Origin of the sequence: Klebsiella sp. RC2, assembly GCF_014192815.1 — a bacterium.
GTDB classification, from domain to species: domain Bacteria; phylum Pseudomonadota; class Gammaproteobacteria; order Enterobacterales; family Enterobacteriaceae; genus Klebsiella; species Klebsiella variicola.
This window is the reverse complement of the sequence record NZ_JACHYL010000001.1, coordinates 134,598-159,438: the sequence shown is the minus strand read 5'-3', so window position 1 is coordinate 159,438 and position 24,841 is coordinate 134,598. Positions and strand designations below refer to the sequence as shown.

The following is a 24,841-nucleotide window of genomic DNA, read 5'->3' as shown; positions in this document are numbered from 1 at the left end:
ATGCCAAAAATTAAGACCGTACGCGGTGCTGCTAAGCGCTTCAAAAAAACCGGCAAAGGTGGTTTTAAGCACAAGCACGCTAACCTGCGTCACATTCTGACTAAAAAAGCTACCAAGCGTAAACGTCACCTGCGTCCGAAAGCCATGGTTTCCAAAGGCGATCTGGGCCTGGTTATCGCGTGCCTGCCGTACGCATAAGTCGTTAACGTTTAACTTTTTTAACTTAGAATAGATACAGGAGAGCACACATGGCTCGCGTAAAACGTGGTGTAATTGCACGTGCACGTCACAAGAAAATTTTGAAACAAGCTAAAGGCTACTACGGTGCGCGTTCTCGCGTATACCGCGTTGCCTTCCAGGCTGTTATCAAAGCTGGTCAGTACGCTTACCGTGACCGTCGTCAACGTAAACGTCAGTTCCGTCAACTGTGGATTGCACGTATCAACGCAGCAGCACGTCAGAACGGTATTTCTTACAGCAAATTCATCAATGGCCTGAAAAAAGCCTCTGTTGAAATCGACCGTAAGATCCTGGCTGACATCGCCGTATTCGACAAAGTAGCGTTCACCGCTCTGGTCGAAAAAGCGAAAGCAGCTCTGGCATAAGCCAGTTGAAAGAGGGAGCTTGTCTCCCTCTTTTCGTTTCAACACCATCAATACATTGACTTTTATCGGCGCAGGCTTTTCAATACAGGTCTGACGTTTCTTACCAGACAAGGTAATGCAAGCATGAATGCTGCTATTTTCCGCTTCTTTTTTTACTTTAGCACCTGAACTCAGGAGGCTAGCGCGTGAAAGAAGAAACGGAAAACAGCGCCAGAAAGCCTCCCCTGTGGAGGCTTTTTTCGTATATGGATTCGGGATATTAATTTCACTATAACCGGTGTCTGCACCGACATAATGAGGAAAACCATGTCACATCTCGCAGAGCTGGTTGCCAGTGCCAAGGCAGCCATTAACGAGGCATCAGATGTTGCTGCGCTGGACAACGTCCGCGTGGAATACCTGGGTAAAAAAGGGCATCTGACCCTGCAAATGACCACCCTGCGTGAGTTACCGCCGGAAGAGCGTCCGGCAGCCGGCGCGGTCATCAACGAAGCGAAAGAGCAGGTGCAGCAGGCGCTGAACGCGCGCAAAGCTGATCTGGAAGGCGCAGCGCTGAATGCGCGTCTGGCCGCAGAGACCATTGACGTCTCGCTGCCGGGACGCCGCATTGAAAATGGCGGCCTGCATCCGGTCACTCGCACCATCGACCGTATTGAAAGTTTCTTCGGTGAGCTCGGCTTTACCGTGGCGACTGGCCCGGAAATCGAAGATGATTACCACAACTTCGATGCGCTGAATATTCCGGGTCATCATCCGGCGCGCGCTGACCACGACACTTTCTGGTTCGATGCCACTCGCCTGCTGCGTACTCAGACCTCCGGCGTTCAGATCCGTACCATGGAAAACCAGCAGCCGCCTATCCGTATTATCGCGCCGGGCCGCGTCTATCGTAACGACTACGACCAGACCCATACCCCGATGTTCCACCAGATGGAAGGTCTGATTGTTGATAAAAACATCAGCTTCACCAACCTGAAAGGGACGCTGCACGACTTCCTGAACAACTTCTTTGAAGAAGACCTGCAGGTGCGCTTCCGTCCGTCCTACTTCCCGTTCACCGAGCCGTCCGCAGAAGTTGACGTGATGGGTAAAAACGGCAAATGGCTGGAAGTGCTGGGCTGCGGGATGGTACACCCGAACGTGCTGCGTAACGTCGGTATCGATCCGGAAGTTTACTCCGGCTTCGCCTTCGGTATGGGGATGGAGCGTCTGACCATGCTGCGTTATGGCGTGACCGATCTGCGCGCGTTCTTCGAAAACGATCTGCGTTTCCTCAAACAGTTTAAATAAGGGCAGGACAGAACAATGAAATTCAGTGAACTGTGGTTACGCGAGTGGGTTAACCCGGCGATCGACAGCGAAGCGCTTTCCGATCAGATCACCATGGCGGGCCTCGAAGTCGACGGCGTTGAGCCGGTTGCCGGCAGCTTCAACGGCGTAGTGGTCGGTGAAGTGGTGGAGTGCGGCCAGCATCCAAATGCTGACAAACTGCGCGTCACCAAAGTCAACGTGGGCGGTGAACGCCTGCTGGACATCGTCTGCGGCGCGCCAAACTGCCGTCAGGGGCTGAAAGTCGCCGTGGCGACCATCGGCGCCGTGCTGCCGGGCGATTTTAAAATTAAAGCGGCGAAGCTGCGCGGCGAACCGTCAGAAGGGATGCTGTGCTCTTTCTCCGAGCTGGGTATTTCCGACGACCATAGCGGTATCATCGAACTGCCGGCGGATGCGCCGATCGGCACTGATATTCGTGAATACCTCAAGCTTGACGATAACACTATCGAAATCAGTGTCACGCCAAACCGTGCCGACTGCCTGGGTATCATCGGTGTGGCGCGCGATGTCGCTGTGCTGAACAAAGCGCCGCTGAACGCGCCGGAAATTACGCCGGTTGCCGCGACCATTGACGACGTGCTGCCGATTCAGGTTGACGCGCCGCAGGCGTGCCCGCGCTATCTGGGCCGCGTGGTGAAAGGCATCAACGTCAAAGCGCCGACCCCGCTGTGGATGAAAGAGAAGCTGCGCCGCTGCGGGATCCGCTCCATCGACGCGGTGGTTGACGTGACTAACTATGTCCTGCTTGAGCTGGGCCAGCCGATGCACGCCTTTGACCGCGACCGTATCGAAGGCGGGATCGTGGTGCGCATGGCGAAAGAGGGTGAAACCCTGGTGCTGCTCGATGGCTCTGAAGCGAAGCTCGACAGTGACACCCTGGTTATTGCTGACCATAACAAAGCGCTGGCGATGGGCGGGATCTTCGGCGGGGAACACTCCGGTGTTAACGACGAAACCCAGAACGTGCTGCTGGAATGCGCGTTCTTCAGCCCGCTGTCCATTACCGGCCGCGCGCGCCGTCATGGCCTGCACACCGATGCCTCTCATCGCTATGAGCGCGGCGTCGATCCGGCGCTGCAGTATAAAGCGCTGGAGCGTGCCACGCGTCTGCTGATCGACCTCTGCGGCGGTGAAGCCGGCCCGGTGATCGACGTGACAAACGAAGAGACCTTGCCAAAACGCGCCACCATTACCCTGCGTCGTAGCAAACTGGATCGCCTGATTGGCCACCATATCGATGACGCGCAGGTCACCGACATTCTGCAGCGCCTCGGCTGCGAAGTGACGGTAGGTCAGGGTGAATGGCAGGCAGTCGCCCCGAGCTGGCGTTTCGACATGGAGATCGAAGAAGATCTGGTCGAAGAAGTGGCTCGCGTTTATGGCTACAACAACATTCCTGATGCGCCAGTACAGGCGGGTCTGATCATGGGTACCCATCGTGAAGCCGACCTGTCGCTGAAGCGCGTAAAAACGCTGCTGAACGACAAAGGCTATCAGGAAGTGATCACCTACAGCTTTGTTGACCCGAAAATCCAGCAGCTGATCCACGCCGGGGAAGAGGCGCTGATCCTGCCAAGCCCGATCTCCAGCGAAATGTCGGCGATGCGTCTGTCGCTGTGGACCGGCCTGCTGGGTACCGTGGTCTACAACCAGAACCGTCAGCAGAGCCGCGTGCGCATCTTTGAGAGTGGCCTGCGCTTCGTGCCGGATACTCAGGCGCCGCTGGGCATTCGTCAGGATGTGATGCTGGCCGGGGCGATCTGCGGTAACCGCTACGAAGAGCACTGGACGCTGGCGAAAGAGACGGTCGATTTCTATGATCTGAAGGGCGATCTGGAATCCGTACTGGATTTAACCGGTAAATTGGCCGACATCGAGTTCCGTGGCGAAGCGATCGCCGCGCTGCATCCAGGTCAATCCGCAGCGATTTATCTTAAAGGTGAACGCATTGGTTTCATTGGGGTTGTTCATCCGGAACTGGAACGTAAACTGGATCTGAACGGTCGCACTCTGGTGTTCGAACTGGAGTGGAACAAGCTCGCAGACCGCGTGGTGCCTCAGGCGCGCGATATTTCCCGCTTCCCGGCGAACCGTCGCGATATCGCGGTACTGGTCGCGGAAAACGTGGCTGCTGCCGATGTTTTAGCCGAATGTAAGAAAGTTGGCGTAAATCAGGTAGTTGGCGTAAACTTATTTGACGTGTACCGTGGTAAAGGTGTGGCGGAAGGGTATAAGAGCCTTGCGATTAGCCTGATCCTGCAGGATACCAGCCGTACACTCGAAGAAGAGGAGATTGCCGCTACCGTTGCCAGATGTGTAGAGGCATTAAAAGAGCGATTCCAGGCATCATTGAGGGATTGAACCTATGGCGCTTACAAAAGCTGAAATGTCAGAATATCTGTTTGATAAGCTTGGGCTTAGCAAGCGGGATGCCAAAGAACTGGTCGAGTTGTTTTTCGAAGAGATCCGTCGTGCTCTGGAAAACGGAGAACAGGTCAAACTCTCCGGGTTCGGCAACTTCGATTTGCGGGATAAAAACCAACGCCCGGGACGTAACCCGAAGACGGGGGAGGATATTCCCATTACAGCCCGGCGCGTGGTGACCTTCAGACCCGGTCAGAAACTGAAAAGCCGTGTCGAAAACGCGTCGCCGAAAGACAAATAATCTGAACTAATTAAAAAGGCCGCATTGCGGCCTTTTTCTTTTCTATACGTCCTTACGCTTTGACGGCGGTGAGCATGATCTCCACCAGGATATCCGGTCGCGCCATCTCCGCCTGTACTGCTGCTCGCGCCGGGCTCTGGCCTTCCGGCATCCACTGTACCCACACGTCATTGAATGCGACAAAATCACGTTCGATATCTTTCAGCCAGATCTGCGCGGAGAGAATTTGCCGCTTATCGCTCCCGGCAGCCGCCAACAGGGCATCGATCTTCTCCAGCACTTCACGGGTTTGTAAAACGATATCGTCTTCGCTGCTTTTTGGCGTCTGCCCGGAGAGGAACAACAGATTGCCATACGCAACGCTGGCGGAAAGGCGAGGTTGTGGATTATCGCGAATAATGGTCATGCGGTTTGTTTCCATGTGAGACCTTCTAAAGAAATAGTGGGTCCCTGATTGTCGATTAACGCGCCCAGCACCACCGCGCTGCCGGCGGCGAGGGTAAAGCCGAGACTACCCTGGCCGAGGTTCATCCACAGATTGGGGTATCCGGCGCGACCCAGCATCGGCGGGCCTGCTGGTGTTGACGGGCGCATGCCGGTCCAGGCTTCGGCCTTGTCCAGCCCTTCGAGTTCGGGAAAGCTGCGGGCGACGATGTTTTTCAGCGCCTGAATGCGGCTCTCGCGCAGTTGGTCGCCGTCGTAGCCGATGTCCACCATCGCCGCGATGCGCAGTTGTTGGCCAAGGCGGGCATAAACGATTTTGTGCCCGTAGTCGGTGACGCTGATGTCAGGGGCAATACCTGCTTTTTCAGGATAGGGCAGGGTCAGGCTGTACCCCTTCAGGGCGCACAGCGGCACGCGAACTCCCAGATGCCCAAGCAGAGGACCACTGCCGTTACCGGCGGCAACGACATAATCATCGCCGGTGATGGTTCCCCGGTTGGTCTCCAGGGCGATGATGCGTCCGCCGCGCTTTTTGAGCCGCTGCACCTCACAGTGCGTCAGCAGGCTAAAGTCGTTGCTGGCATTGAGCTTGTCGAGCAGGGCAAGGCAGAACTGATGGCAATCTGCCGTTTCATCGCCCGGCGAATAAATCCCGCCCTGCAGCGAAGGGCTGATATGTCTGAGTGCCGGCTCCAGCTGCAGACAGGCGTCAGCATTCAGCGCTTGTTGATACTGAGGATCTATCCCTTTTGCCGCTTTATTAAAATCATATTCGCGGCGATGGATAATTAATTTACCGCTGCGCCGCCAGTGAAAATCGGCAAGATTATCCTCATCCAGCCACGACTGCATGACCTGACGGCTGAGCAACGACAGGCGCAAAATATGATCGCCGTTCATTTTATTGGTCTGGCTATTACAGGCACGCAGGAACTGCAGCAGCCAGCGCCACTGCTGGAAAGACATCTTAAGACGCATATTCAGCGGCGAATCGGCTTTGCCCATCCATTTAATCCCCTGCAGGGGAACGCCGCTATCGGCAAGGGGGGCAACGTAGCGATAACTTAATTGTCCGCCGTTAGCAAAACTGGTGGCACTGCCCGGTTCAGCATTGCGCTCCAGTAATTGCACCTGATGGCCGCGCTTAATCAGTTCCCAGGCCGTGGCCAGACCGACCACGCCGCCGCCGATAATGACAATGCGTTTGTTCATAACCCGATATATCCACCGCTAATCAATTTATCGGGTTATGTCAAAGCATTTACCCCAGCGGCGCAATTGACTTTTTATGGTCAGGGTATAACCGCAGGTTAATCTCCTTGAGTTGCTGGCGCAGACGCTGGCAGAGAAAATCGACGAACTTTTGCGCCATTGGACTCAGCGAAACATCGGCCCGGCGCAGCAGGCAGAGGTTGATGGCAATCGGCGGCGTAATGGGGTGGATCATCTCTGGAGCCAGGTTGTGCTGGGCGGAAAAGATATCTGTGATGCTGCAGCCCATGCCGCGCTTCACGAACTCGGTAGCCATATAGTAGGTCTGAACGTTAAGCCGGGTGGTGGAAAAGTCGCGACGGGTGGCGATGGCGGCAGAGAGCGAGTGCGGCCCTGGCGAGATCCAGCGCTGCTGGTCGATCTGGCCGATGTCCACCGCCCCCTGACGATAATGACGGTCGATGTACACCAGCGGTACTTCGGCAATCAGGGTGGTCAGGATCTCTCCCTGCTGCACCGGCTGTAGCGTCAGCGCCAAATCTATCTCGCGCAAATCCAGTTTTCTGACCAGCGTCTCGGTGTGCTCGGTGGTGAGCGTCATCACCAGGTTGCTGTTTTGCTGATAAAAGTCGGTCACCAGCTCTGGCACCAGGCTTAATCCCAGACTCGGCAGGCAGCCTAAGGTGATTTTGGCGCGCGGATCGCGGGCCAGATTGTCGGCCAACAGGCGCAGGTTATCGAGGTCCTGATAAATGCTCTGCGCTTTTTCGAAAAGTGTGATCGCCTCGCTGGTCGGCAGCAGCTTGCCGCGCACCCGCTGAAAGAGGGTAAAACCCAGTTTCATCTCGGCGCTTTTTAGCGCTTTGCTGGCCGCTGGCTGAGAGATATTGAGCGCTTCCGCCGCCCGTGACAGCGAGCCGCAGGTCATTACGGCGTGAAAGATTTCCAGATGACGCAGTTTCATGAACAGTTAACTCAGGGTTATAGCCTACCGATAAAAAGTCATTTTCTACTAACACAAAGTTAACATAAATTTAATCTCCAATCAGCGCTCCGGTTACATATTGTGCTGTAGACCCCGCCTGATGGCGGAATATTACGCTCTCAGAATCTATTCCTTTGTACCCAAACGCACCCTCAGGCTCGCGGCCAATAATGAAAAAGAGGGGGGATGTTTTCTGAGCAGGTCCCAATACACCTCCTGACCCTTACGGTCGGATTGATTGGCATTAAGGAGTGTTATGAGTGACTCAACGCTCACAGGCAATGCGCCTGTCAGACGAAATATCACGCGGAAAAACGTTATTACTGGTCTGTTATTGCTGCTGTTCGTGTTGATCGCGCTGTGGTGCCACGGTCGACCGGGCAGTGAGCTTGGCCTGCTGGGATTTACGCCGCTGGTGGCACTAGCGATATTATCGCTGATCGGCGTTGATATTGTGCTGGCGGTGATCTCCTCGATTATTATCGCCATGATAATGACCTCGACCGGCCTGCCGGAAATGGGCACGATGCTGGCGAAATCCACCGGGTCATTTATCGCCACGGTAGGGCTTATCATTATGCTCGGCGCCGGCGTGGGGGAAGTGGCCACCCGCACCGGCGCAGCGGTTGAGCTGGTGAAATTCGTGGTTCATCGTATTGGGCTGTCGAGCCAGACGCGGGTTAAGTTCGGCATTGTGGTGTCATCGATTTTAATTTGTGGTTCGCTGGGCACCATGGCCGGTGGTAACGCCATTATCGTGGCCGTGATCATTCCGGTGGCGGCAGCGGTACGCTTAACGCCGCCGACGGTCGCCGCGCTGATGATGACCGCCGGCTCCGTTGGGCTCTTTACCGGGCCCTTCACCCCCAGCACCGTGACAATCCTCAGCCTCGGCGGGTTGAGCTATCCGGATTATCTGCTGTACGTCGGTCTGCCGATGAGTGCGGTGACGCTGCTGGCCGGCTGGATAATGGCGGGGCGGATCCAGAAGATGACTGAAGGCAAACTGCGCTATGACGTCGATCTTTCGGAGAAGCCAAAAGAGGATCTCAGCGCCGCGCAGCAGCGTCGGCGTAAATTAAGCGCGCTGGCCTTCGCCGCGACGATCATTGTGATGGCGGTGGTTGGCGTGGTGATCAAAGCTGGCTTCAGCTTTGCGATTATCGTGATGCTGCTGGTGGCGCTGATGACCGGGCTGGTAGGCGGCCTGCGACCGACGCAGATCCTGCAGGCGCTGTATCACGGCTGCGGCCGTCTGGTGTGGATGTTTATCCTCTACTGGCTGTATAACCCAATCCTTGAACTGATGGATGGTCTGCATGCCTATCAGGGGCTGCTGGAGTATACCCAACCGCTGCTCGAGGGGATCTCCCCGGCCTGGCTGTGCTTTAGCATCTTTGCGTTCAATATTATCGGCCATGTGCCCGGTGCGGCGGTGGCGCAAATGACGTTTACCCATAAAATCTTTGGCCCGATGCTGATGGCCGCCGGCGTGCCGCCGCAGGGGACCACCGCGGTGCTGCTCGCCTCGTCTCAGGTGGACTGGTTCGGTCCGTTTCCCTCATCGGACATGTTCGGCCAGATGGGGCTGGCGCAGTCCACGCATCTGAAATATATGCTCTATAACGGCTGGGCAATCGTGGTGGCGAATATCATTCTCTTTGCGCTGCTGTTTCAGATCCTGGTGTAACGAATGACCGCAGACGCGGGGGAGGCCTCCTCCGCGTCGACATTCGGGCGCGAGGTTTTCCTTTTCTCACCGCGACACCCACCGTAAAATCAGCCTCTTGTTCCCACTGCGTAATGGAATCTATGCTGACTCTCGCCCATCTTCAACAGCGCCGCAGCCGGCGTTGGCTCTTTGGATTAACGCTGTTGCTCCTGGTTACGCTACTGATCAGCCTGTGCGCGGGCGATCAATGGATCCCGCCTGGGGAATGGCTGAGCGCGAAAGGCCAGTTGTTCATCTGGCAGATCCGCCTGCCGCGAACCCTGGCGGTGGTGCTGGTGGGGGCGGCGCTGGCGCTCTCCGGGGCGATTATGCAGGCGCTGTTTGAAAATCCGCTGGCGGAGCCGGGTCTGCTGGGCGTCTCCAACGGGGCGGGCGTCGGGCTGATTGCCGCCGTCCTGCTGGGCAAAGGAGTCTTGCCCGGCTGGGCGCTCGGGCTGTGCGCGATCCTCGGCGCGCTGCTGATCACCTTTATTTTGCTGCGTTTTGCCCGCCGCCATCTCTCTACCAGCCGTCTGCTGCTGGCGGGGGTGGCGCTGGGGATCATCTGCAGCGCCCTGATGACCTGGGCGGTCTACTTCTCCACCTCTTTTGACCTGCGTCAGCTGATGTACTGGATGATGGGCGGGTTTGGCGGCGTCGACTGGCAGCAGCTGTGGCTGATGATAGCCCTCCTGCCGGTGCTTTGCTGGGTTTGTCTGCAGTCGCAACCCCTGAATTTACTGGCGCTGGGTGAGATCTCCGCTCGTCAGCTCGGGCTACCGCTGTGGCTATGGCGCAAGCTGCTGGTGGTGGCGACCGGCTGGTTGGTCGGCGTTAGCGTCGCGCTGGCGGGGGCAATTGGCTTTATCGGCCTGGTGATCCCGCACATTCTGCGGCTATGCGGTTTAAGCGATCACCGGGTGTTGCTCCCGGCCTGCATGCTGGCCGGGGCGAGCGCCTTGCTGGGGGCGGATATCATTGCCCGACTGGCGCTTTCCGCCGCAGAGCTGCCGATTGGCGTGGTGACGGCGACGCTGGGCGCGCCGGTCTTTATCTGGTTGCTGCTGCGTTCGCGGGTGCGGGGATAGCGCGGCGCCGTCGGCAGGGACGGCGCCGGTTCAGGCTTACCAGCCTTTGATCGCGTCGCCTTTGTAGACTTCCTTCGCTTTTTCCGCGACTTCGCTGGTCTGGAAGGCGGCTTTCAGCTCCTGAATTTTCTTGCTGTCCTTATTATCCTCGCGGGCGACAATCGCATTCACGTAAGGGGAATCCGGCCCCTCCATAAACAGACCGTCGCGGGCGGCCGACAGGCCCGCCTGGGCGGAGAAGTTGGTGTTAATGATTGACAAGCTAACGTTCGGATCATCAAGGGTACGGGTCAGCTGTGGAGTATCCACTTCAACAATTTTCAGCTGTTTCGGGTTGTCGATGATATCCAGCGTGGTGGGTAAATAGCCGACGCCCGGTTTCAGCTTGAGTAACCCCTGCGCCTGGAGCAGCAGCAGGCTGCGGCCCAGGGTGGTGGTTTCATTAGAAATGGTCACCGTCGCCCCTTCGGGCAGTTCGCTGATGTTTTTAATCCGGTGAGAATAGGCGGCGATAGGGAAGACAAAGGTTTTACCGACCACCGCAAATTTATAGCCGCGCTCTTTCGACTGCGCCTCAAGGTACGGCAGGGTCTGGAAGGCGTTGGCATCCACATCTTTGTTGTTCAGTGCTTCGTTGGGCAGCACATAATCATTGAAGGAGACCACTTCGACGTCGAGATGATATTTATCCTTCGCCACCTGCTCCACCACTTTCCAGATGGCTTCGTCCGGCCCGGTATTGATTGCGACTTTCACTTTATTATCTTCATCCGGAGAGCAGGCGCTCAGCAGGGCGACAGAGGTGGCGATTAACGCCAGGCTAAACAACTTCTTCATCAATAAAACTCTCTTAAATTAACAAGTAACGAAACCATATTACATTACCGGGACACTGTACACGGAAATGGTCGACTGCCCAATTGAGAGGATTTCATGTTGCTGGCGGCCAGCGAAGCGCTGTTACATCATGCGACAACTCGGGGGGATTGGCAGTAGAATGGCGGCCGCTGAATCCGCTACAGTAGATAGGGATCACCTTCACCGGAAACCGGTTTATCCATTGAGGACAGGCTATGCAACATGACATTCTGAATACCGAAGTGACGACCATTGATGGCGAGAAAACCACCCTGGCATCCTTTGCCGGCAAGGTGCTGTTGATCGTCAATGTGGCCTCGAAATGCGGCCTGACGCCGCAGTATGAGCAACTCGAGGATCTGCAAAAGCAGTTTGCCGGGGAGGGCTTTAGCGTGCTGGGGTTCCCCAGCAACCAGTTCCTCGGCCAGGAGCCGGGCAGTGAAGAAGAGATTAAGACCTTCTGCAGCACCACCTACGGCGTCACCTTCCCGCTGTTCAGCAAAATTGACGTCAACGGTGAACATCGCGCGCCGCTGTATCAAAAACTGATTGCCGCCGCGCCGAAAGCGGTGGCCCCGGAAGGCAGCGGTTTTTATGAGCGGATGGCCAGCAAAGGCCGGGCGCCGCTGTATGTGGACGACATTCTGTGGAATTTCGAAAAATTCCTCGTCGATCGCCAGGGCAACGTCATTGAGCGCTTCTCTCCGGATATGACGCCGGACGATCCGCAACTGGTGGCGGCGATTAAAGGAGCGCTGGCGAAATAATGGCGTTTCTGATGCAGCTACAGGATGTAGAAGCGGCGGGGCGTCTGGCCCCGTTTTCTGCGGCCTTTCGCGCCGGGGAGATTGTCCACCTGGTGGGGCCGAACGGCGCAGGGAAGAGCACGCTGCTGACCCGCATGGCGGGGCTGTCCGACGGCCCCGGCACGGTTCATTTTAACGGACGGCGGCTTGACGAGTGGCCGGCGACGGAGCTGGCGCGCCGTCGCGGATATCTATGTCAACACCAGACCCCGCCGTTCGCCATGCCGGTGTGGCACTACCTGGCGCTGCATATGCAGCAGCAGGGCGATAGCGCCCGTCTGAGCGATATCGCGGCCAGGCTTGGTCTGGACAATAAGCTGGACCGTCAGGTTAATCAGCTTTCGGGCGGTGAGTGGCAGCGCGTGCGGCTGGCGGCAGTGATCCTGCAGATCGATCCCTTGAGTCATCCCGCGGGTCAACTGCTGCTGCTGGATGAGCCGATGAACAGTCTGGATGTGGCCCAGCAGGCGGCGCTGGATCGGCTGTTACGTGAGCTGAGCGCGGCGGGGATTGCGGTGGTGATGAGCAGCCACGATCTCAACCATACCCTGCGCCATGCCGGACAAAGCTGGCTGCTCTGCCAGGGGGAAGCCATCGCCTGCGGAGAGACCGCCGAGGTGCTGAATGAGGAAAATTTAACCGCTGCCTATGCGATCCCGTTCCAGCGCGTGGAGGTGGCCGGTCATATTATGCTCATCGCGTCACAGTAGCACGCAGTTATCTTGTCACTGTATTGATAAACAAGCTAAATTATTGCGATAAAGAGACTAGGGACAGAGGGATCATCTGAAATGCGCTTCTGGTTCATGTTGGCGGCGGCGTTAATTTTAGCCGGCTGCAGCAGCCATCGGGCACCGCCGCCGAATCCACGGCTGGCTGACTCCATCACGGTGGTGGCGAATCTGAACGAGCAGTTGCGTAGCTGGCGTGGCGCACCGTATCGCTACGGCGGCATGACGCCGCGCGGCGTCGACTGCTCCGGCTTCGTGGTGCGCACGTTTCGCGATAAATTTGCCCTCCAGCTGCCGCGTGAAACCCGCGAGCAGGCGGAAATCGGCACCCGTATCGATAAGCGCGATCTGCTGCCCGGCGATCTGGTGTTCTTCAAAACCGGCTCAGGGGAGAGCGGTTTGCACGTTGGCATCTACGATACCGACAACCAGTTTATCCATGCCTCCACCAGCCAGGGCGTCACCCGTTCCTCGCTGGATAACGTCTACTGGAACAAAAAGTTCTGGCAGGCGCGGCGTATCTGACGTCATTCAGAAGCAAGAGGGAAGCGAGCGCTTCCCTTTTTTATGCCGATAACCCTGCACTCCGCCCGTGTTAATCCGCTGTTTGAGGCACTACACTGAAGGAAGGAGGAACCATGACCCTTTCTTTTACCACCCACTGGCGGGATGAACTGCCGGATTTTTACACTTCCCTGTTACCGACGCCGCTGGATAACGCCCGACTCATCTGGCGTAACGCCCCGCTGGCGCAACAGTTGGGGGTGCCCGACGCCCTGTTCGCGCCTGAAAATGGAGCCGGTGTCTGGGGCGGCGAAGCGCTGCTTCCGGGCATGTCGCCGCTGGCGCAAGTATACAGCGGCCATCAGTTTGGCGCCTGGGCCGGCCAGCTGGGCGACGGACGCGGGATCCTGCTCGGTGAGCAGCAGCTGGCGGATGGTCGCCGTTACGACTGGCATCTGAAAGGCGCTGGCCTGACCCCCTATTCGCGGATGGGGGACGGGCGCGCAGTACTGCGCTCGACGATCCGGGAAAGTCTGGCGTCAGAGGCGATGCACGCCCTGGGGATCCCGACGACGCGCGCCCTGGCGATGGTGACCAGCGATACCCCGATCTACCGCGAGCGCGTGGAGCCTGGCGCGATGCTGATGCGGGTGGCCGAGAGCCATGTCCGCTTCGGCCATTTCGAACATTTTTACTATCGCCGTGAGCCGCAGAAGGTCCAGCAATTGGCCGACTATGTTATTCGCCACCACTGGCCGCAGCTGCAGGATGAGGCAGACAAGTATCTGTTATGGTTCCGTGACGTTGTCACGCGCACCGCGCAGACCATCGCCAGCTGGCAAACCGTGGGCTTTGCCCATGGGGTGATGAATACCGACAACATGTCGATTCTCGGTCTGACCATCGACTACGGCCCGTATGGCTTCCTTGACGATTTTCAACCGGACTTCATCTGCAACCACTCCGATTATCAGGGGCGCTACAGTTTTGAAAACCAGCCGGCGGTGGGGCTGTGGAATCTGCAGCGTCTGGCCCAGTCGCTGTCGCCGTTTATCAGCGCCGAAGCGCTGAACGCGGCGCTGGATGAGTATCAGCACGCCTTGTTGACCGCTTATGGCCAGCGGATGCGCGATAAACTCGGCCTGTTCAGCCAGCAGAAAGGGGATAACGACCTGCTGGACGGGCTGTTTGCCCTGATGATCCGTGAGAAGAGCGACTATACCCGAACGTTCCGCCTGCTGAGCCACAGCGAACAGCTCAGCGCCGCCTCGCCGCTGCGCGACGAGTTTATCGATCGGGCGGCTTTCGACAGCTGGTTTGCCGGGTATCGTGCGCGCCTGCGTGATGAACAGGTAGATGACGCGCAGCGCCAGCAGCGGATGCAGGGCGTAAATCCGGCGCTGGTGTTACGCAACTGGCTGGCGCAGCGGGCGATAGAGCAGGCCGAGGCGGGCGATATGGGCGAGCTGGAGCGCCTGCATGCCGCGCTGGCAGACCCCTTTACCGATCGCGAGGACGACTACGTCCGCCGCCCTCCGGACTGGGGGAAACGTCTGGAAGTCAGCTGCTCGAGCTAACTCGCCTCGCCCCGCGCTCAGCGGGGCGCTTACTTGGTCAGAATTAACTTCCCGGCGTTGGTCTGGCGCAGCAGATAGCGCTGGCCGCCATGTTCGATGACTACCCGTCCTTCGCTACCTAACAGCACCCGACTGCTAATCTGCCTGTCCGTCGCCACGGGATAGGGGGCATTGTCTTTTGGTTTTTCAGCTGTGGCAGTGTTATCCATACGCGTCATAGCTCTCAAAATAAAAATCAAAGCAACAATGATAATCATTATCAATAATGTTGTTTTTGACGGCAAGCGTTATTTATCGTGTTACCGGATTTGGTAGGGGAGTCACCGAAGGAAATTGCCCGCCGCAGGCGCGACGGGCGGAGCGGTTACAGACGGGTAGCGGTGGCGGCGGCCAGCTCGCTCAATAACCTTTCGCTGTCATCCCAGCTCAGGCAGGGGTCGGTGATCGACTGGCCCCAGGTCAGCGGCTGGCCGGGGACCACTTTCTGGGTGCCTTCCTGCAGGAAGCTCTCTGCCATAATCCCGGCGATGGCGGTGGAGCCCGCGCGAATTTGCTGACAGATATCGGCGCACACCTCCAGCTGACGGCGGTGCTGCTTCTGGCAGTTGCCATGGCTGAAATCAACGACCAGCTGTTCCGGCAGATCGAATTCACGCAGCGCCTCGCCGGCGGCAGCGATATCCTCGGCATGATAGTTTGGCTGTTTGCCGCCGCGCATAATGATATGCCCGTACGGGTTGCCGCTGGTCTGGTAAATCGTCATCTGCCCCTGCTTGTCCGGAGAGAGGAACATATGGCTGGCGCGGGAGGCGCGGATGGCGTCCACCGCAATGCGCGTATTGCCATCGGTGCCGTTTTTAAACCCGACCGGGCAGGAGAGCGCTGAGGCCATCTCACGGTGGATCTGGCTTTCTGTGGTGCGCGCCCCGATGGCACCCCAGCTGATGAGATCGGCGATAAACTGACCGGTCACCATATCGAGAAACTCGGTGGCCGTCGGTACCCCCAGCTCATTAACCTGCAGCAGCAGGCGCCGCGCCAGCTCAATTCCGTGGTTGACCCGGTAGCTGCCGTTGAGGTCCGGATCGGAGATTAAGCCTTTCCAGCCCACCACGGTACGCGGTTTTTCAAAGTAGGTGCGCATCACGATCTCCAGCTGCGGCTGGTAGCGCTCGCGCATGCCCTGCAGGCGGCGGGCATACTCCAGCGCCGCGTCGGTATCGTGAATGGAGCAGGGGCCGATAATCACCAGCAGGCGGCGGTCTTCCCCGTTGAGGATTTTTTCAATTCGGCGGCGGGAGGCCGAAACGTGGGTGGCCACGTCGGCCGTGACGGGATGGCGCTGGGCCAGTTCCGCGGGCGTTACCAGGCTTTCAATGCGCGCGGTACGCAATTCGTCTGTTTTATTCATTGGGGTCTCAAAAATCTGTTTCTTCCGCGGCGAAAATGCCGGGAAGTGATGCGCATCACGATAAACCAATCCCTGCTTATTGCAAGAGCAGGGCATGATCCTGTATAGGCCACGGGTGATAGCATAAACAAATTTTTAATAATGTACTAGTGTGTTAGTACATTCTGCGATTCAGCCCCATGATGTCCATGATTTTTGTCGCAATTTCCTCAACAGAATAATTGGTACTGTTCAGGCACGGGATTTTATTTTTGCGATACAGGGCCTCCACTTCGGTCACCTCCATCCGACACTGACGCAGAGAGGCGTAGCGGCTGTTTTCCCGACGCTCTTCGCGGATGGCCGCCAGCCGTTCGGGGTTGATGGTCAGGCCGAACATCTTATGTTGCAGGGGCTTCAGCGACGCCGGCAGCACCAGATTGTCCATATCGTCGGCGATAAACGGATAGTTGGCGGCGCGAATGCCGTACTGCATGGCGAGGTACAGACTGGTGGGCGTCTTGCCGCAGCGCGACACACCGAGGAGGATCACCTGGGCCTGATCGAGGTTACGCAGGGAGATGCCATCGTCGTGGGCGAGGGTGTAATCGATGGCGGCGATACGCGCATCGTATTTGATCAGGTTCCCGGGGTTCAGGCCGTGAGTACGGTGGGCCACTGGCGTCGGGTCGAGGTTGAGCTCCTGCTGCAGCGGGGCCACCAGCGCCTGCACGATGTCCTGACAAAAACCTTCACTTTGCAGAATAATGTCGCGGATTTCCGGGATGACGATGGAATAGAACACCAGCGGGCGAATACCCGTTTGCTGGTAGATGGCGTCGATCTGCTCCTTTACCGCCCGCGCGCGGCTGATGTTTTCGACAAACGGCAGAGTCACGCTGCTGATGGCAACCGGGAATTGCGACATCACGGCATGCCCCAGCACTTCTGCCGTAATGGCGGTACCGTCAGAAATATAAAATACGTGGCGATCTACAGCACTTTCCATTTTGACCATCCGGTATAATGAGTTTAATTGCCTGAATACGGATATTAAATTTAAGCATATCCCTGTTTGATTTGTCTCTTGTTAAAATTGAAACGCTATTTTTGTTTTTTATGAAAAGGGTGGTTCATTTTCTTCTTTTTGCCGTTATTTCCAGCGTTTTTCGTCATAATTCCTAAAAATCATCAAGTTAGCTATATCGCGGGAACAGTCCGAAAAATGAAAAAATAATTTGCTTGAACGATTCACCGTTTTTTTCAGCCCCATAAATATGTCAGGATAATCCTGCAGTCGATCGTGAAATTTTTTTCACTGGTATTAAATCACAAAAGGATTGTCTCGATGTCCAACAATGGCTCGTCACCGCTGGTGCTTTGGTATAACCAACTCGGCATGAATGATGTAGACAGAGTTGGGGGCAAAAATGCCTCCCTTGGTGAAATGATTACAAACCTGTCCGGTATGGGTGTTTCCGTGCCTAACGGGTTTGCCACCACCGCTGATGCTTTTGATCAGTTCCTGGACCAAAGCGGTGTTAACCAGCGCATTTATGCACTGCTGGATGAAACCGACATTGACGACGTTTCCGCATTAGCGAAAGCGGGCGCGCAGATCCGTCAGTGGATCATCGACACCCCTTTCCAGAGCGAACTGGAAAACGCGATTCGCGATGCTTATGACCTGCTGTCCGCCGATGACGCCGAGGCCTCATTTGCCGTGCGCTCTTCCGCTACTGCGGAAGATATGCCGGACGCCTCCTTCGCCGGGCAGCAAGAGACATTCCTCAACGTGCAGGGCTTTGACGCCGTGCTCGTTGCCGTGAAGCACGTGTTTGCCTCACTGTTTAACGATCGCGCGATCTCCTATCGCGTGCATCAGGGTTACGATCACCGCGGCGTGGCGCTTTCCGCCGGGGTGCAGAGGATGGTCCGCTCCGATCTGGCCTCCTCCGGCGTCATGTTCTCTATCGATACCGAGTCCGGTTTTGACCAGGTGGTGTTTATCACCTCGGCGTGGGGCCTCGGCGAGATGGTGGTGCAGGGCGCGGTGAACCCGGATGAATTCTACGTCCACAAGCCGACGCTGGCCGCTGGCCGCCCGGCCATCGTGCGCCGTACCATGGGGTCGAAAAAGATCCGCATGGTATACGCGCCGACTCAGGAGCACGGCAAGCAGGTGCGTATCGAAGATGTGCCGCAGGCGCAGCGCGATGTTTTCTCGTTAACTAACGAGGAGGTGCAGGAGCTGGCGAAGCAGGCGGTGCAGATCGAGAAGCACTACGGCCGTCCGATGGATATCGAGTGGGCGAAAGATGGCCACACCGGTAAGCTGTTTATCGTCCAGGCGCGTCCGGAAACCGTGCGTTCCCGCGGCCAGGTGATGGAGCGTTATACCCTCCACGCTCAGGGGCAGATCATCGCCGAAGGGCGCGCCATCGGCCACCGCATTGGCGCCGGCCCGGTGAAGGTGATCCACGATATCAGCGAGATGAACCGCATCGAACCTGGCGACGTGCTGGTCACCGACATGACCGACCCGGACTGGGAACCGATCATGAAGAAAGCCTCGGCGATCGTCACCAACCGCGGCGGACGTACCTGCCACGCGGCGATTATCGCCCGTGAGCTGGGGATCCCGGCGGTGGTCGGTTGCGGCGATGCCACCGATCGCATTCAGGAAAACCAGAACGTGACCGTCTCCTGCGCCGAAGGCGACACCGGCTACGTTTACGCCGAGCTGCTGGACTTCAGCGTCAAGAGCTCCAGCGTTGGCGAGATGCCGGATCTGCCGCTGAAGGTGATGATGAACGTCGGCAACCCGGATCGTGCGTTTGACTTTGCCTGCCTGCCGAACGAAGGCGTGGGTCTGGCGCGGCTGGAATTTATCATCAACCGCATGATTGGCGTTCACCCGCGCGCGCTGCTGGAGTTTGACGACCAGGAGCCGGGCCTGCAGAACGAAATCCGCGAGCTGATGAAAGGCTACGATTCGCCGAGAGAGTTCTACGTCGGCCGTCTGACCGAAGGGATCGCTACCCTTGGCGCCGCCTTCTACCCGAAACGCGTCATCGTGCGTTTGTCGGACTTCAAATCGAATGAGTACGCCAACCTGGTGGGCGGCGAGCGCTATGAGCCGGAAGAAGAGAACCCGATGCTCGGCTTCCGCGGCGCCGGACGCTACGTTTCCGAAAGCTTCCGCGACTGCTTCGCGCTGGAGTGTGAAGCGATGAAGCGCGTGCGTAACGACATGGGGCTGACCAACGTTGAAGTGATGGTGCCGTTTGTGCGTACCGTCGCCCAGGCGAAAGCGGTGGTCGAAGAGCTGGAGCGTCAGGGGCTGAAGCGCGGCGAGAACGGGCTGAAGATCATTATGATGTGTGAGATCCCATCGAACGCCTTGCTGGCCGAGCAGTTCCTCGAGTACTTCGACGGCTTCTCCATCGGTTCGAACGACATGACCCAGCTGGCGCTCGGTCTGGATCGCGACTCCGGCGTGGTCTCTGAGCTGTTTGATGAGCGCAACGACGCGGTGAAAGCCCTGCTGTCGATGGCGATCCGCGCAGCGAAAAAACAGGGAAAATACGTCGGCATCTGCGGCCAGGGGCCGTCTGACCATGAAGATTTTGCCGCCTGGCTGATGGAAGAAGGGATCGACAGTCTGTCCCTCAACCCGGATACTGTGGTGCAAACCTGGTTAGGTCTGGCGGAACTGAAAAAATAAGTTCGCCCTGACAGCACCGATCCCCGGCAGCGATGCCGGGGATTTTTTTTGCCTGTTGCAGGCTGTCCGCTGTGGCGATGCGCAGGACAAAAAAAAGCCCATCGTGGGAGATGGGCAAAGACTACACACAGCAATTCGTTGTTTCACTCAGGGGATTTCCATGCTTATAAATCAAGGTGTTGATTTATAACCGTGAGCTAATAGTAGGCAGCGGGGCCTTTGCCGTCGATCAGATTCCTCTCAATAGTTAAATTGTTGTGAAGGACCGGGGGAGGAAAGCGAGGGGAATGGCGCTCAGGGCCAGCGCGTTGCCGGCGATCAATAAATTTTGCTTAACAATAGGCGGGCAAGGAAACAGGCGGGTCTCCCCGCCTGCCAGGGCATTACTTGCGCCCAGCCTCCAGCTCGCTAAGCTCTTCGAGGACGACATCGGGGTCTTTCGGCGGCGGCGGCACTTCGTGTACCCAGGCGTCATACAGACGCCAGGAGACGGCCAGCAGCACTGGACCGATAAACAGACCGATCATGCCGAAGGCGATCAGTCCGCCAATGACGCCGGTAAGGATGAGGATCATCGGCAGGTCGGCGCCCATACGGATAAGCACCGGACGAATGACGTTGTCCATGGTGCCAACCACGCAGCTCCACACCAGCAGCACGGTCCCCCAGGTGGTGTCCCCGCTCCAGTAAAGCCAGATAATCGACGGCACCAGAACCAGCAAAGGGCCGAGCTGGACCAGACAGGTAAAGATCATCACCACGGTCAGCAGAGCGGCGTAGGGCACGCCGGAGATGGCAAGGCCGATCCCGCCCAGCACCGCCTGAGTAAGGGCCGTCACCACCACGCCCAGCGCCACGGCGCGCACGGCCTGGCCGGCCAGCAGCACCGCCGCATCGCCGCGTTTGGCTGCGAGGCGTGTAGCGAAGTAGCGGAAACCATAGGCCACCTGCTCGCCGCGCCAGTAGAGCAGCGCGCTGAACAACAGCATCAGACCGCAGTAGACCAGCAGCTTGCCGATGTGCGCCGCTTGCCCGACAAACCAGCTGGTGGTAGTGCCAATATAGGGGCGAACCTTGGCCATAATCGCCGAGCCGCCCATATCCAGCAGGCCATGCCAGGCGGAATACAGCTTATCGCCGACCAGCGGCACGCTGTTCAGCCAGGCGAAATCCGGCAGCGTCACATTTCCACTGCTGATAAGTTTGATCAGCGGGACGCTGTTATCCACCAGGCTGTTGACCAGCAGAGCGATAGGAATAACGAATAGCAAAAACAGCAGCAGGGTCATCGCCAGCACCGCCAGCAGTCGTTTGCCGAACAGCACGCGCTGCAGACGCAGTAGCACCGGCCAGGTGGCGATCACCACCGTACCGGCCCAGGCGAAGGACAGAATAAACGGCTGCACAACCCACAGGCAGGATATGATAATCAGGGCCAGGAACAGCACCGACAGCAGTATTTGCGGAATGTCCCGAGGCTGATGGGGGTTTATCATAGAGAAATTTTACCTTTCCAGTCGCGCCAAAAAGCTGGCGCCGCGTAAATCCATGTACTGATAATAATATCAATAATATTGCCGGGCTGATTTTGCACAGAAAACACGTGGGCGCATATGAAAAAAATGTGATAAAAAGTTGAATGCGCTACGCAAACGTTTAGTTAGCACCAACACAATATTTTCAAACACAACATAGTCAGGCAGGGTCAAGTGTGATGATCCCACAAATTTCTCAGGCACCAGGGGTAGTTCAGCTGGTGCTGAATTTTTTGCAGGTACTGGAGCAACAGGGTTTTACCGGCGATACCGCCACCAGCTATGCCGACAGGCTGACGATGGCCACCGACAACAGCGTCTATCAGCTGCTGCCGGATGCGGTCCTTTTCCCGCGTTCTACGGCGGACGTGGCCTTGCTGGCGCGCGTCGCCGCCGAACCGCGCTTTACATCGCTGGTCTTCACGCCGCGCGGCGGCGGCACCGGCACCAACGGCCAGGCGCTGAACGGCGGGATTATTGTCGATATGTCCCGCTATATGAATCGCATCATTGAGATTAACCCCGAAGAGGGCTGGGTGCGCGTTGAAGCCGGGGTCATCAAAGATCAGCTGAACCAGTTTCTTAAACCCTATGGTTACTTCTTTGCACCTGAGCTTTCCACCAGCAACCGCGCCACGCTGGGCGGGATGATAAACACCGACGCGTCCGGACAGGGATCGCTGGTGTACGGTAAAACGTCGGATCACGTGCTCGGTCTGCGAGCGGTGCTGATGGGCGGCGATATCCTCGATACCCAGGCGGTGCCGGTAGGGCTGGCGGAGACGCTGGGCAACACCCCATCGACGATTGGCCGGATCTATAACACGGTCTACCAGCGCTGCAAGACGCAGCGTGAACTGATCATTGATAAGTTTCCTAAACTTAACCGCTTCCTCACCGGGTACGATCTGCGCCATGTCTTTAACGATGAGATGAGCGAGTTCGATCTGACCCGTATTTTAACCGGTTCGGAAGGCACGCTGGCGTTTATTACCGAAGCGCGGCTGGATATCACCCGCCTGCCGAAGGTGCGCCGTCTGGTCAACGTTAAATATGACTCCTTTGACTCCGCGTTGCGTAATGCGCCCTTTATGGTGCAGGCGAAAGCGCTGTCGGTGGAGACTGTCGACTCCAAGGTACTGAATCTGGCGCGCGAGGATATCGTCTGGCACTCGGTAAGCGAACTGATCACCGACGTGCCGGATAAAGAGATGCTCGGGCTCAATATCGTCGAATTCGCCGGGGATGACGCTACGCTGATTGACCAGCAAGTCACTACCCTGTGCCAGCGGCTGGATGAGCTGATGGCCGGCAGCGAGGCGGGCGTCATCGGCTGGCAGGTCTGTCACGATCTCGATGGCGTAGAGCGGATCTACGCCATGCGCAAGAAGGCCGTCGGCCTGTTGGGCAATGCCAAAGGCGCCGCCAAGCCTATTCCTTTCGCTGAAGACACCTGCGTACCGCCTGAGCATCTGGCGGATTACATCGTCGAGTTCCGCGCGCTGCTCGACAGCCACGGCCTGAGCTACGGCATGTTTGGCCACGTTGATGCCGGGGTGCTGCACGTGCGCCCGGCGCTGGATATGTGCGATCCGCAGCAGGAGGTGCTGATGAAACAGATCTCCGATGACGTGGTGGCACTGACGGCGAAGTATGGCGGCCTGCTGTGGGGCGAACACGGCAAAGGCTTCCGCGCGGAGTACAGCCCGGCCTTCTTTGGCGAGGCGCTGTACGGCGAACTTAGGAAGATCAAAGCAGTCTTCGATCCCGATAACCGCCTGAACCCAGGGAAAATCTGTCCTCCGGAAGGGGTCGACGCGCCGATGATGAAAGTCGATGCGGTGAAGCGCGGCACCTGGGATCGGCAGATCCCCATCGCGGTGCGCAGCAGCTGGCGCGGGGCGATGGAGTGTAATGGCAACGGGTTGTGCTTCAACTTTGACGTCAAGAGTCCGATGTGTCCGTCGATGAAAGTCAGCAACCAGCGCATCCACTCGCCGAAAGGGCGCGCGACGCTGGTGCGTGAATGGCTGCGCCTGCTGGCCGACCGCGGCGTCGATCCCAACCAGCTGGAGAAGGCGCTGCCGGAGCAGGGCGTCAGCCTGCGTTCGCTGGTGGCGCGCACGCGGAACAGCTGGCATGCGCGTAAAGGGGAATATGACTTCTCGCACGAGGTCAAAGAGGCGATGTCCGGCTGTCTGGCCTGCAAAGCCTGTTCGACCCAGTGCCCGATCAAAATCGATGTGCCCGAGTTCCGTTCGCGCTTCCTGCAGCTGTATCACAGCCGCTACCTGCGCCCGGTACGCGACCATCTGGTGGCCTCGGTCGAATCCTATGCGCCGCTGATGGCGCAGGCGCCGAAGACCTTTAACTTTTTTATTAACCAGCCGTGGCTGAAAAAGCTGTCGGAGAAGCACATCGGGATGGTCGATCTGCCGCTGCTTTCGGCGCCGTCGCTGAAGCAGCAGATGGCCGGCCACCGCTCTGCCAACATGACGCTGGAGCAGCTCGAAGCGCTGAGCGCTGAGCAGAAAGCGAAGATGGTGCTGGTGGTGCAGGATCCGTTCACCAGCTACTACGACGCCCAGGTGGTGGCTGACTTTATTCGCCTCGTCGAAGCGCTAGGCTATCAGCCGGTGCTGCTGCCATTCTCGCCGAACGGCAAAGCGCAGCATATCAAAGGGTTCCTCACCCGCTTTGCGCGCACCGCGCAGAAGACGGCTGACTTCCTCAATCGCGTGGCGCAGCTTGGCATGCCGCTGGTCGGCGTCGATCCGGCGCTGGTGCTCTGCTACCGCGATGAGTATAAGCAAACCCTTGGCGATAAGCGCGGCGATTTCCAGGTGCTGTTAGTCCATGAGTGGTTGCCGAAGGCGTTGACGACCGCCGCCCGTCCCGAACAGGGAGGCGAGCCCTGGTACCTGTTCGGTCACTGTACGGAAGTGACCGCGCTACCGGCGGCGACAAAACAGTGGGCAGAGATTTTTGCCCACTTTGGCGCGAAACTGGAAAACGTCAGCGTTGGGTGTTGCGGGATGGCAGGGACCTATGGCCATGAAGTGAAAAACCATGCCAACTCGCTGGCCATTTACGCGCTCTCCTGGCAGCAGGCGATGCAGCGGCTGCCGCGTAACCGCTGTCTGGTGACGGGCTACTCCTGCCGCAGTCAGGTGAAGCGCATTGAAGGCAGCGGCGTTCGCCATCCGCTGCAGGCGTTACTGGAGATAATAGGATGATTTGGAAACGTCAGGCCACGCTGGAGCAGCTCAACCGGCTCGGTGAGGGAAACATGGTAGGGCTGCTCGATATTCGCTTTGAGACCTTTACCGACGATACGCTGGAGGCCACGATGCCGGTGGATAGCCGTACGCAGCAGCCGTTTGGCCTGCTGCACGGCGGGGCCTCGGTGGTGCTGGCGGAGACCCTGGGGTCGGTAGCGGGTTATCTGTGCAGCGAAGGCGAACAGAAGGTGGTGGGGCTGGAGGTTAACGCCAACCACATTCGTTCGGCGCGCGGGGGCCGGGTGCGGGGGGTCTGTAAAGCGCTGCATGTCGGCACTCGTCATCAGGTCTGGCAAATCGAAATCTTCGACGAACAGTCGCGATTATGCTGTTCATCGCGGCTAACCACCGCAGTAATATAAGCCGTGACCGGGAGGCGAATAGCCTCCC

General features: G+C 57.8%; 24 protein-coding genes, 1 other RNA gene and 1 other annotated feature. Of the genes, 15 read left to right on the top strand and 10 right to left on the bottom strand.

All coding sequences use genetic code 11. The features are described from left to right. The 6 genes from rpmI (at nucleotide 1) to ihfA (ending at nucleotide 4,602) form a co-directional block, all read left to right on the top strand. Nucleotides 1–198, top strand: coding sequence for a 50S ribosomal protein L35 (rpmI, locus tag FHW76_RS00770; protein ID WP_001124225.1), 198 nt, complete (start codon nucleotides 1–3; stop codon nucleotides 196–198). Between the two features lie 50 nt (nucleotides 199–248). Then, nucleotides 249–605 carry a 50S ribosomal protein L20 gene (rplT, locus tag FHW76_RS00765; RefSeq protein ID WP_000124850.1) on the top strand — a complete coding sequence of 119 codons (357 nt, stop codon included), beginning with the start codon at nucleotides 249–251 and terminating at the stop codon, nucleotides 603–605. 118 nt (nucleotides 606–723) lie between these two features. Beyond that, nucleotides 724–848, top strand: a sequence feature (Phe leader region). After that, nucleotides 729–773 (top strand): pheST operon leader peptide PheM, encoded by a 45-nt coding sequence (pheM, locus tag FHW76_RS00760; RefSeq protein WP_001386830.1) that lies wholly within the window; start codon nucleotides 729–731, stop codon nucleotides 771–773. Its footprint overlaps the feature before it by 45 nt. Nucleotides 849–911: 63 nt before the next feature. Continuing rightward, entirely contained in the window at nucleotides 912–1,895 is a 984-nt protein-coding gene (pheS, locus tag FHW76_RS00755) for a phenylalanine--tRNA ligase subunit alpha (RefSeq protein WP_008804435.1), read from the top strand. A gap of 15 nt (nucleotides 1,896–1,910) precedes the next feature. Continuing rightward, nucleotides 1,911–4,298, top strand: coding sequence for a phenylalanine--tRNA ligase subunit beta (gene pheT / locus FHW76_RS00750; RefSeq protein ID WP_012541369.1), 2,388 nt, complete (start codon nucleotides 1,911–1,913; stop codon nucleotides 4,296–4,298). Nucleotides 4,299–4,302: 4 nt separating this feature from the next. Next, nucleotides 4,303–4,602, top strand: coding sequence for an integration host factor subunit alpha (gene ihfA, locus FHW76_RS00745; protein ID WP_002909098.1), 300 nt, complete (start codon nucleotides 4,303–4,305; stop codon nucleotides 4,600–4,602). A gap of 52 nt (nucleotides 4,603–4,654) precedes the next feature. Here ihfA and FHW76_RS00740 read toward each other — a convergent pair whose 3' ends face one another. The 3 genes from FHW76_RS00740 to FHW76_RS00730 are packed head-to-tail and all read right to left on the bottom strand — an operon-like array spanning nucleotide 4,655 to nucleotide 7,222. Beyond that, on the bottom strand, nucleotides 4,655–5,008 hold the full coding sequence (locus tag FHW76_RS00740) for a RidA family protein (RefSeq protein ID WP_075206927.1): 354 nt from the start codon (nucleotides 5,006–5,008) through the stop codon (nucleotides 4,655–4,657). Then, complete coding sequence (locus FHW76_RS00735) at nucleotides 5,005–6,258, bottom strand: D-amino acid dehydrogenase (protein WP_183476137.1); 1,254 nt, start codon at nucleotides 6,256–6,258, stop codon at nucleotides 5,005–5,007. The genes FHW76_RS00740 and FHW76_RS00735 overlap by 4 nt, the downstream gene beginning before the upstream one ends. Before the next feature lie 49 nt (nucleotides 6,259–6,307). After that, nucleotides 6,308–7,222 (bottom strand): LysR family transcriptional regulator, encoded by a 915-nt coding sequence (locus FHW76_RS00730; RefSeq protein ID WP_023340350.1) that lies wholly within the window; start codon nucleotides 7,220–7,222, stop codon nucleotides 6,308–6,310. Between the two features lie 277 nt (nucleotides 7,223–7,499). On the opposite strand from FHW76_RS00730, the gene FHW76_RS00725 reads away from it, so the two are divergent. Further along, the gene (locus tag FHW76_RS00725) at nucleotides 7,500–8,933 is read left to right on the top strand and encodes a citrate transporter family protein (protein ID WP_022065337.1); all 1,434 of its coding nucleotides are present in this window, start codon (nucleotides 7,500–7,502) and stop codon (nucleotides 8,931–8,933) included. Nucleotides 8,934–9,055: 122 nt separating this feature from the next. Next, on the top strand, nucleotides 9,056–10,042 hold the full coding sequence (gene btuC / locus FHW76_RS00720; protein WP_032735934.1) for a vitamin B12 ABC transporter permease BtuC: 987 nt from the start codon (nucleotides 9,056–9,058) through the stop codon (nucleotides 10,040–10,042). Between the two features lie 36 nt (nucleotides 10,043–10,078). Here btuC and FHW76_RS00715 read toward each other — a convergent pair whose 3' ends face one another. Next, nucleotides 10,079–10,879 (bottom strand): MetQ/NlpA family ABC transporter substrate-binding protein, encoded by an 801-nt coding sequence (locus FHW76_RS00715; protein WP_002909085.1) that lies wholly within the window; start codon nucleotides 10,877–10,879, stop codon nucleotides 10,079–10,081. A 236-nt stretch (nucleotides 10,880–11,115) separates the two neighbouring features. Here FHW76_RS00715 and FHW76_RS00710 point away from each other — a divergent pair, with 236 nt between their 5' ends. The 4 genes from FHW76_RS00710 (at nucleotide 11,116) to selO (ending at nucleotide 14,518) form a co-directional block, all read left to right on the top strand. Then, the gene (locus tag FHW76_RS00710; protein WP_183476135.1) at nucleotides 11,116–11,667 is read left to right on the top strand and encodes a glutathione peroxidase; all 552 of its coding nucleotides are present in this window, start codon (nucleotides 11,116–11,118) and stop codon (nucleotides 11,665–11,667) included. After that, nucleotides 11,667–12,416 (top strand): vitamin B12 ABC transporter ATP-binding protein BtuD, encoded by a 750-nt coding sequence (gene btuD / locus FHW76_RS00705; protein ID WP_023297831.1) that lies wholly within the window; start codon nucleotides 11,667–11,669, stop codon nucleotides 12,414–12,416. Before FHW76_RS00710 ends, btuD begins: the two co-directional genes overlap by 1 nt. Before the next feature lie 81 nt (nucleotides 12,417–12,497). After that, nucleotides 12,498–12,962 carry an NlpC/P60 family protein gene (locus FHW76_RS00700; protein WP_002909082.1) on the top strand — a complete coding sequence of 155 codons (465 nt, stop codon included), beginning with the start codon at nucleotides 12,498–12,500 and terminating at the stop codon, nucleotides 12,960–12,962. Nucleotides 12,963–13,075: 113 nt separating this feature from the next. Continuing rightward, complete coding sequence (gene selO, locus FHW76_RS00695) at nucleotides 13,076–14,518, top strand: protein adenylyltransferase SelO (protein ID WP_012541374.1); 1,443 nt, start codon at nucleotides 13,076–13,078, stop codon at nucleotides 14,516–14,518. Nucleotides 14,519–14,547: 29 nt separating this feature from the next. Here the strand turns inward: selO and hemP are convergent, their stop codons facing one another. The 4 genes from hemP to FHW76_RS00675 all read right to left on the bottom strand — a co-directional run bounded on the left by hemP (nucleotide 14,548) and on the right by FHW76_RS00675 (nucleotide 17,181). Then, nucleotides 14,548–14,727 (bottom strand): hemin uptake protein HemP, encoded by a 180-nt coding sequence (gene hemP, locus FHW76_RS00690; RefSeq protein WP_012967843.1) that lies wholly within the window; start codon nucleotides 14,725–14,727, stop codon nucleotides 14,548–14,550. A 155-nt stretch (nucleotides 14,728–14,882) separates the two neighbouring features. Then, nucleotides 14,883–15,929, bottom strand: coding sequence for a 3-deoxy-7-phosphoheptulonate synthase AroH (gene aroH, locus FHW76_RS00685; protein ID WP_183476133.1), 1,047 nt, complete (start codon nucleotides 15,927–15,929; stop codon nucleotides 14,883–14,885). A 154-nt stretch (nucleotides 15,930–16,083) separates the two neighbouring features. After that, on the bottom strand, nucleotides 16,084–16,917 hold the full coding sequence (locus FHW76_RS00680; protein WP_002909061.1) for a pyruvate, water dikinase regulatory protein: 834 nt from the start codon (nucleotides 16,915–16,917) through the stop codon (nucleotides 16,084–16,086). A gap of 144 nt (nucleotides 16,918–17,061) precedes the next feature. Further along, on the bottom strand, nucleotides 17,062–17,181 hold the full coding sequence (locus tag FHW76_RS00675) for a hypothetical protein (RefSeq protein WP_012541375.1): 120 nt from the start codon (nucleotides 17,179–17,181) through the stop codon (nucleotides 17,062–17,064). A gap of 75 nt (nucleotides 17,182–17,256) precedes the next feature. On the opposite strand from FHW76_RS00675, the gene ppsA reads away from it, so the two are divergent. Next, nucleotides 17,257–19,635 (top strand): phosphoenolpyruvate synthase, encoded by a 2,379-nt coding sequence (gene ppsA / locus FHW76_RS00670; protein WP_012541376.1) that lies wholly within the window; start codon nucleotides 17,257–17,259, stop codon nucleotides 19,633–19,635. Nucleotides 19,636–19,721: 86 nt separating this feature from the next. Here ppsA and rprA read toward each other — a convergent pair. Both rprA and ydiK read right to left on the bottom strand, forming a co-directional pair. After that, nucleotides 19,722–19,829: antisense sRNA RprA (rprA, locus tag FHW76_RS00665), an RNA gene on the bottom strand. A gap of 189 nt (nucleotides 19,830–20,018) precedes the next feature. Next, nucleotides 20,019–21,131 carry an AI-2E family transporter YdiK gene (gene ydiK / locus FHW76_RS00660; RefSeq protein WP_023322844.1) on the bottom strand — a complete coding sequence of 371 codons (1,113 nt, stop codon included), beginning with the start codon at nucleotides 21,129–21,131 and terminating at the stop codon, nucleotides 20,019–20,021. 218 nt (nucleotides 21,132–21,349) lie between these two features. On the opposite strand from ydiK, the gene FHW76_RS00655 reads away from it, so the two are divergent. Together FHW76_RS00655 and menI are read left to right on the top strand one after the other, a co-directional pair. Continuing rightward, complete coding sequence (locus FHW76_RS00655; protein ID WP_110192887.1) at nucleotides 21,350–24,406, top strand: FAD-binding and (Fe-S)-binding domain-containing protein; 3,057 nt, start codon at nucleotides 21,350–21,352, stop codon at nucleotides 24,404–24,406. Continuing rightward, on the top strand, nucleotides 24,403–24,813 hold the full coding sequence (gene menI / locus FHW76_RS00650; RefSeq protein WP_008804450.1) for a 1,4-dihydroxy-2-naphthoyl-CoA hydrolase: 411 nt from the start codon (nucleotides 24,403–24,405) through the stop codon (nucleotides 24,811–24,813). The genes FHW76_RS00655 and menI overlap by 4 nt, the downstream gene beginning before the upstream one ends. Nucleotides 24,814–24,841: the final 28 nt, after the last annotated feature.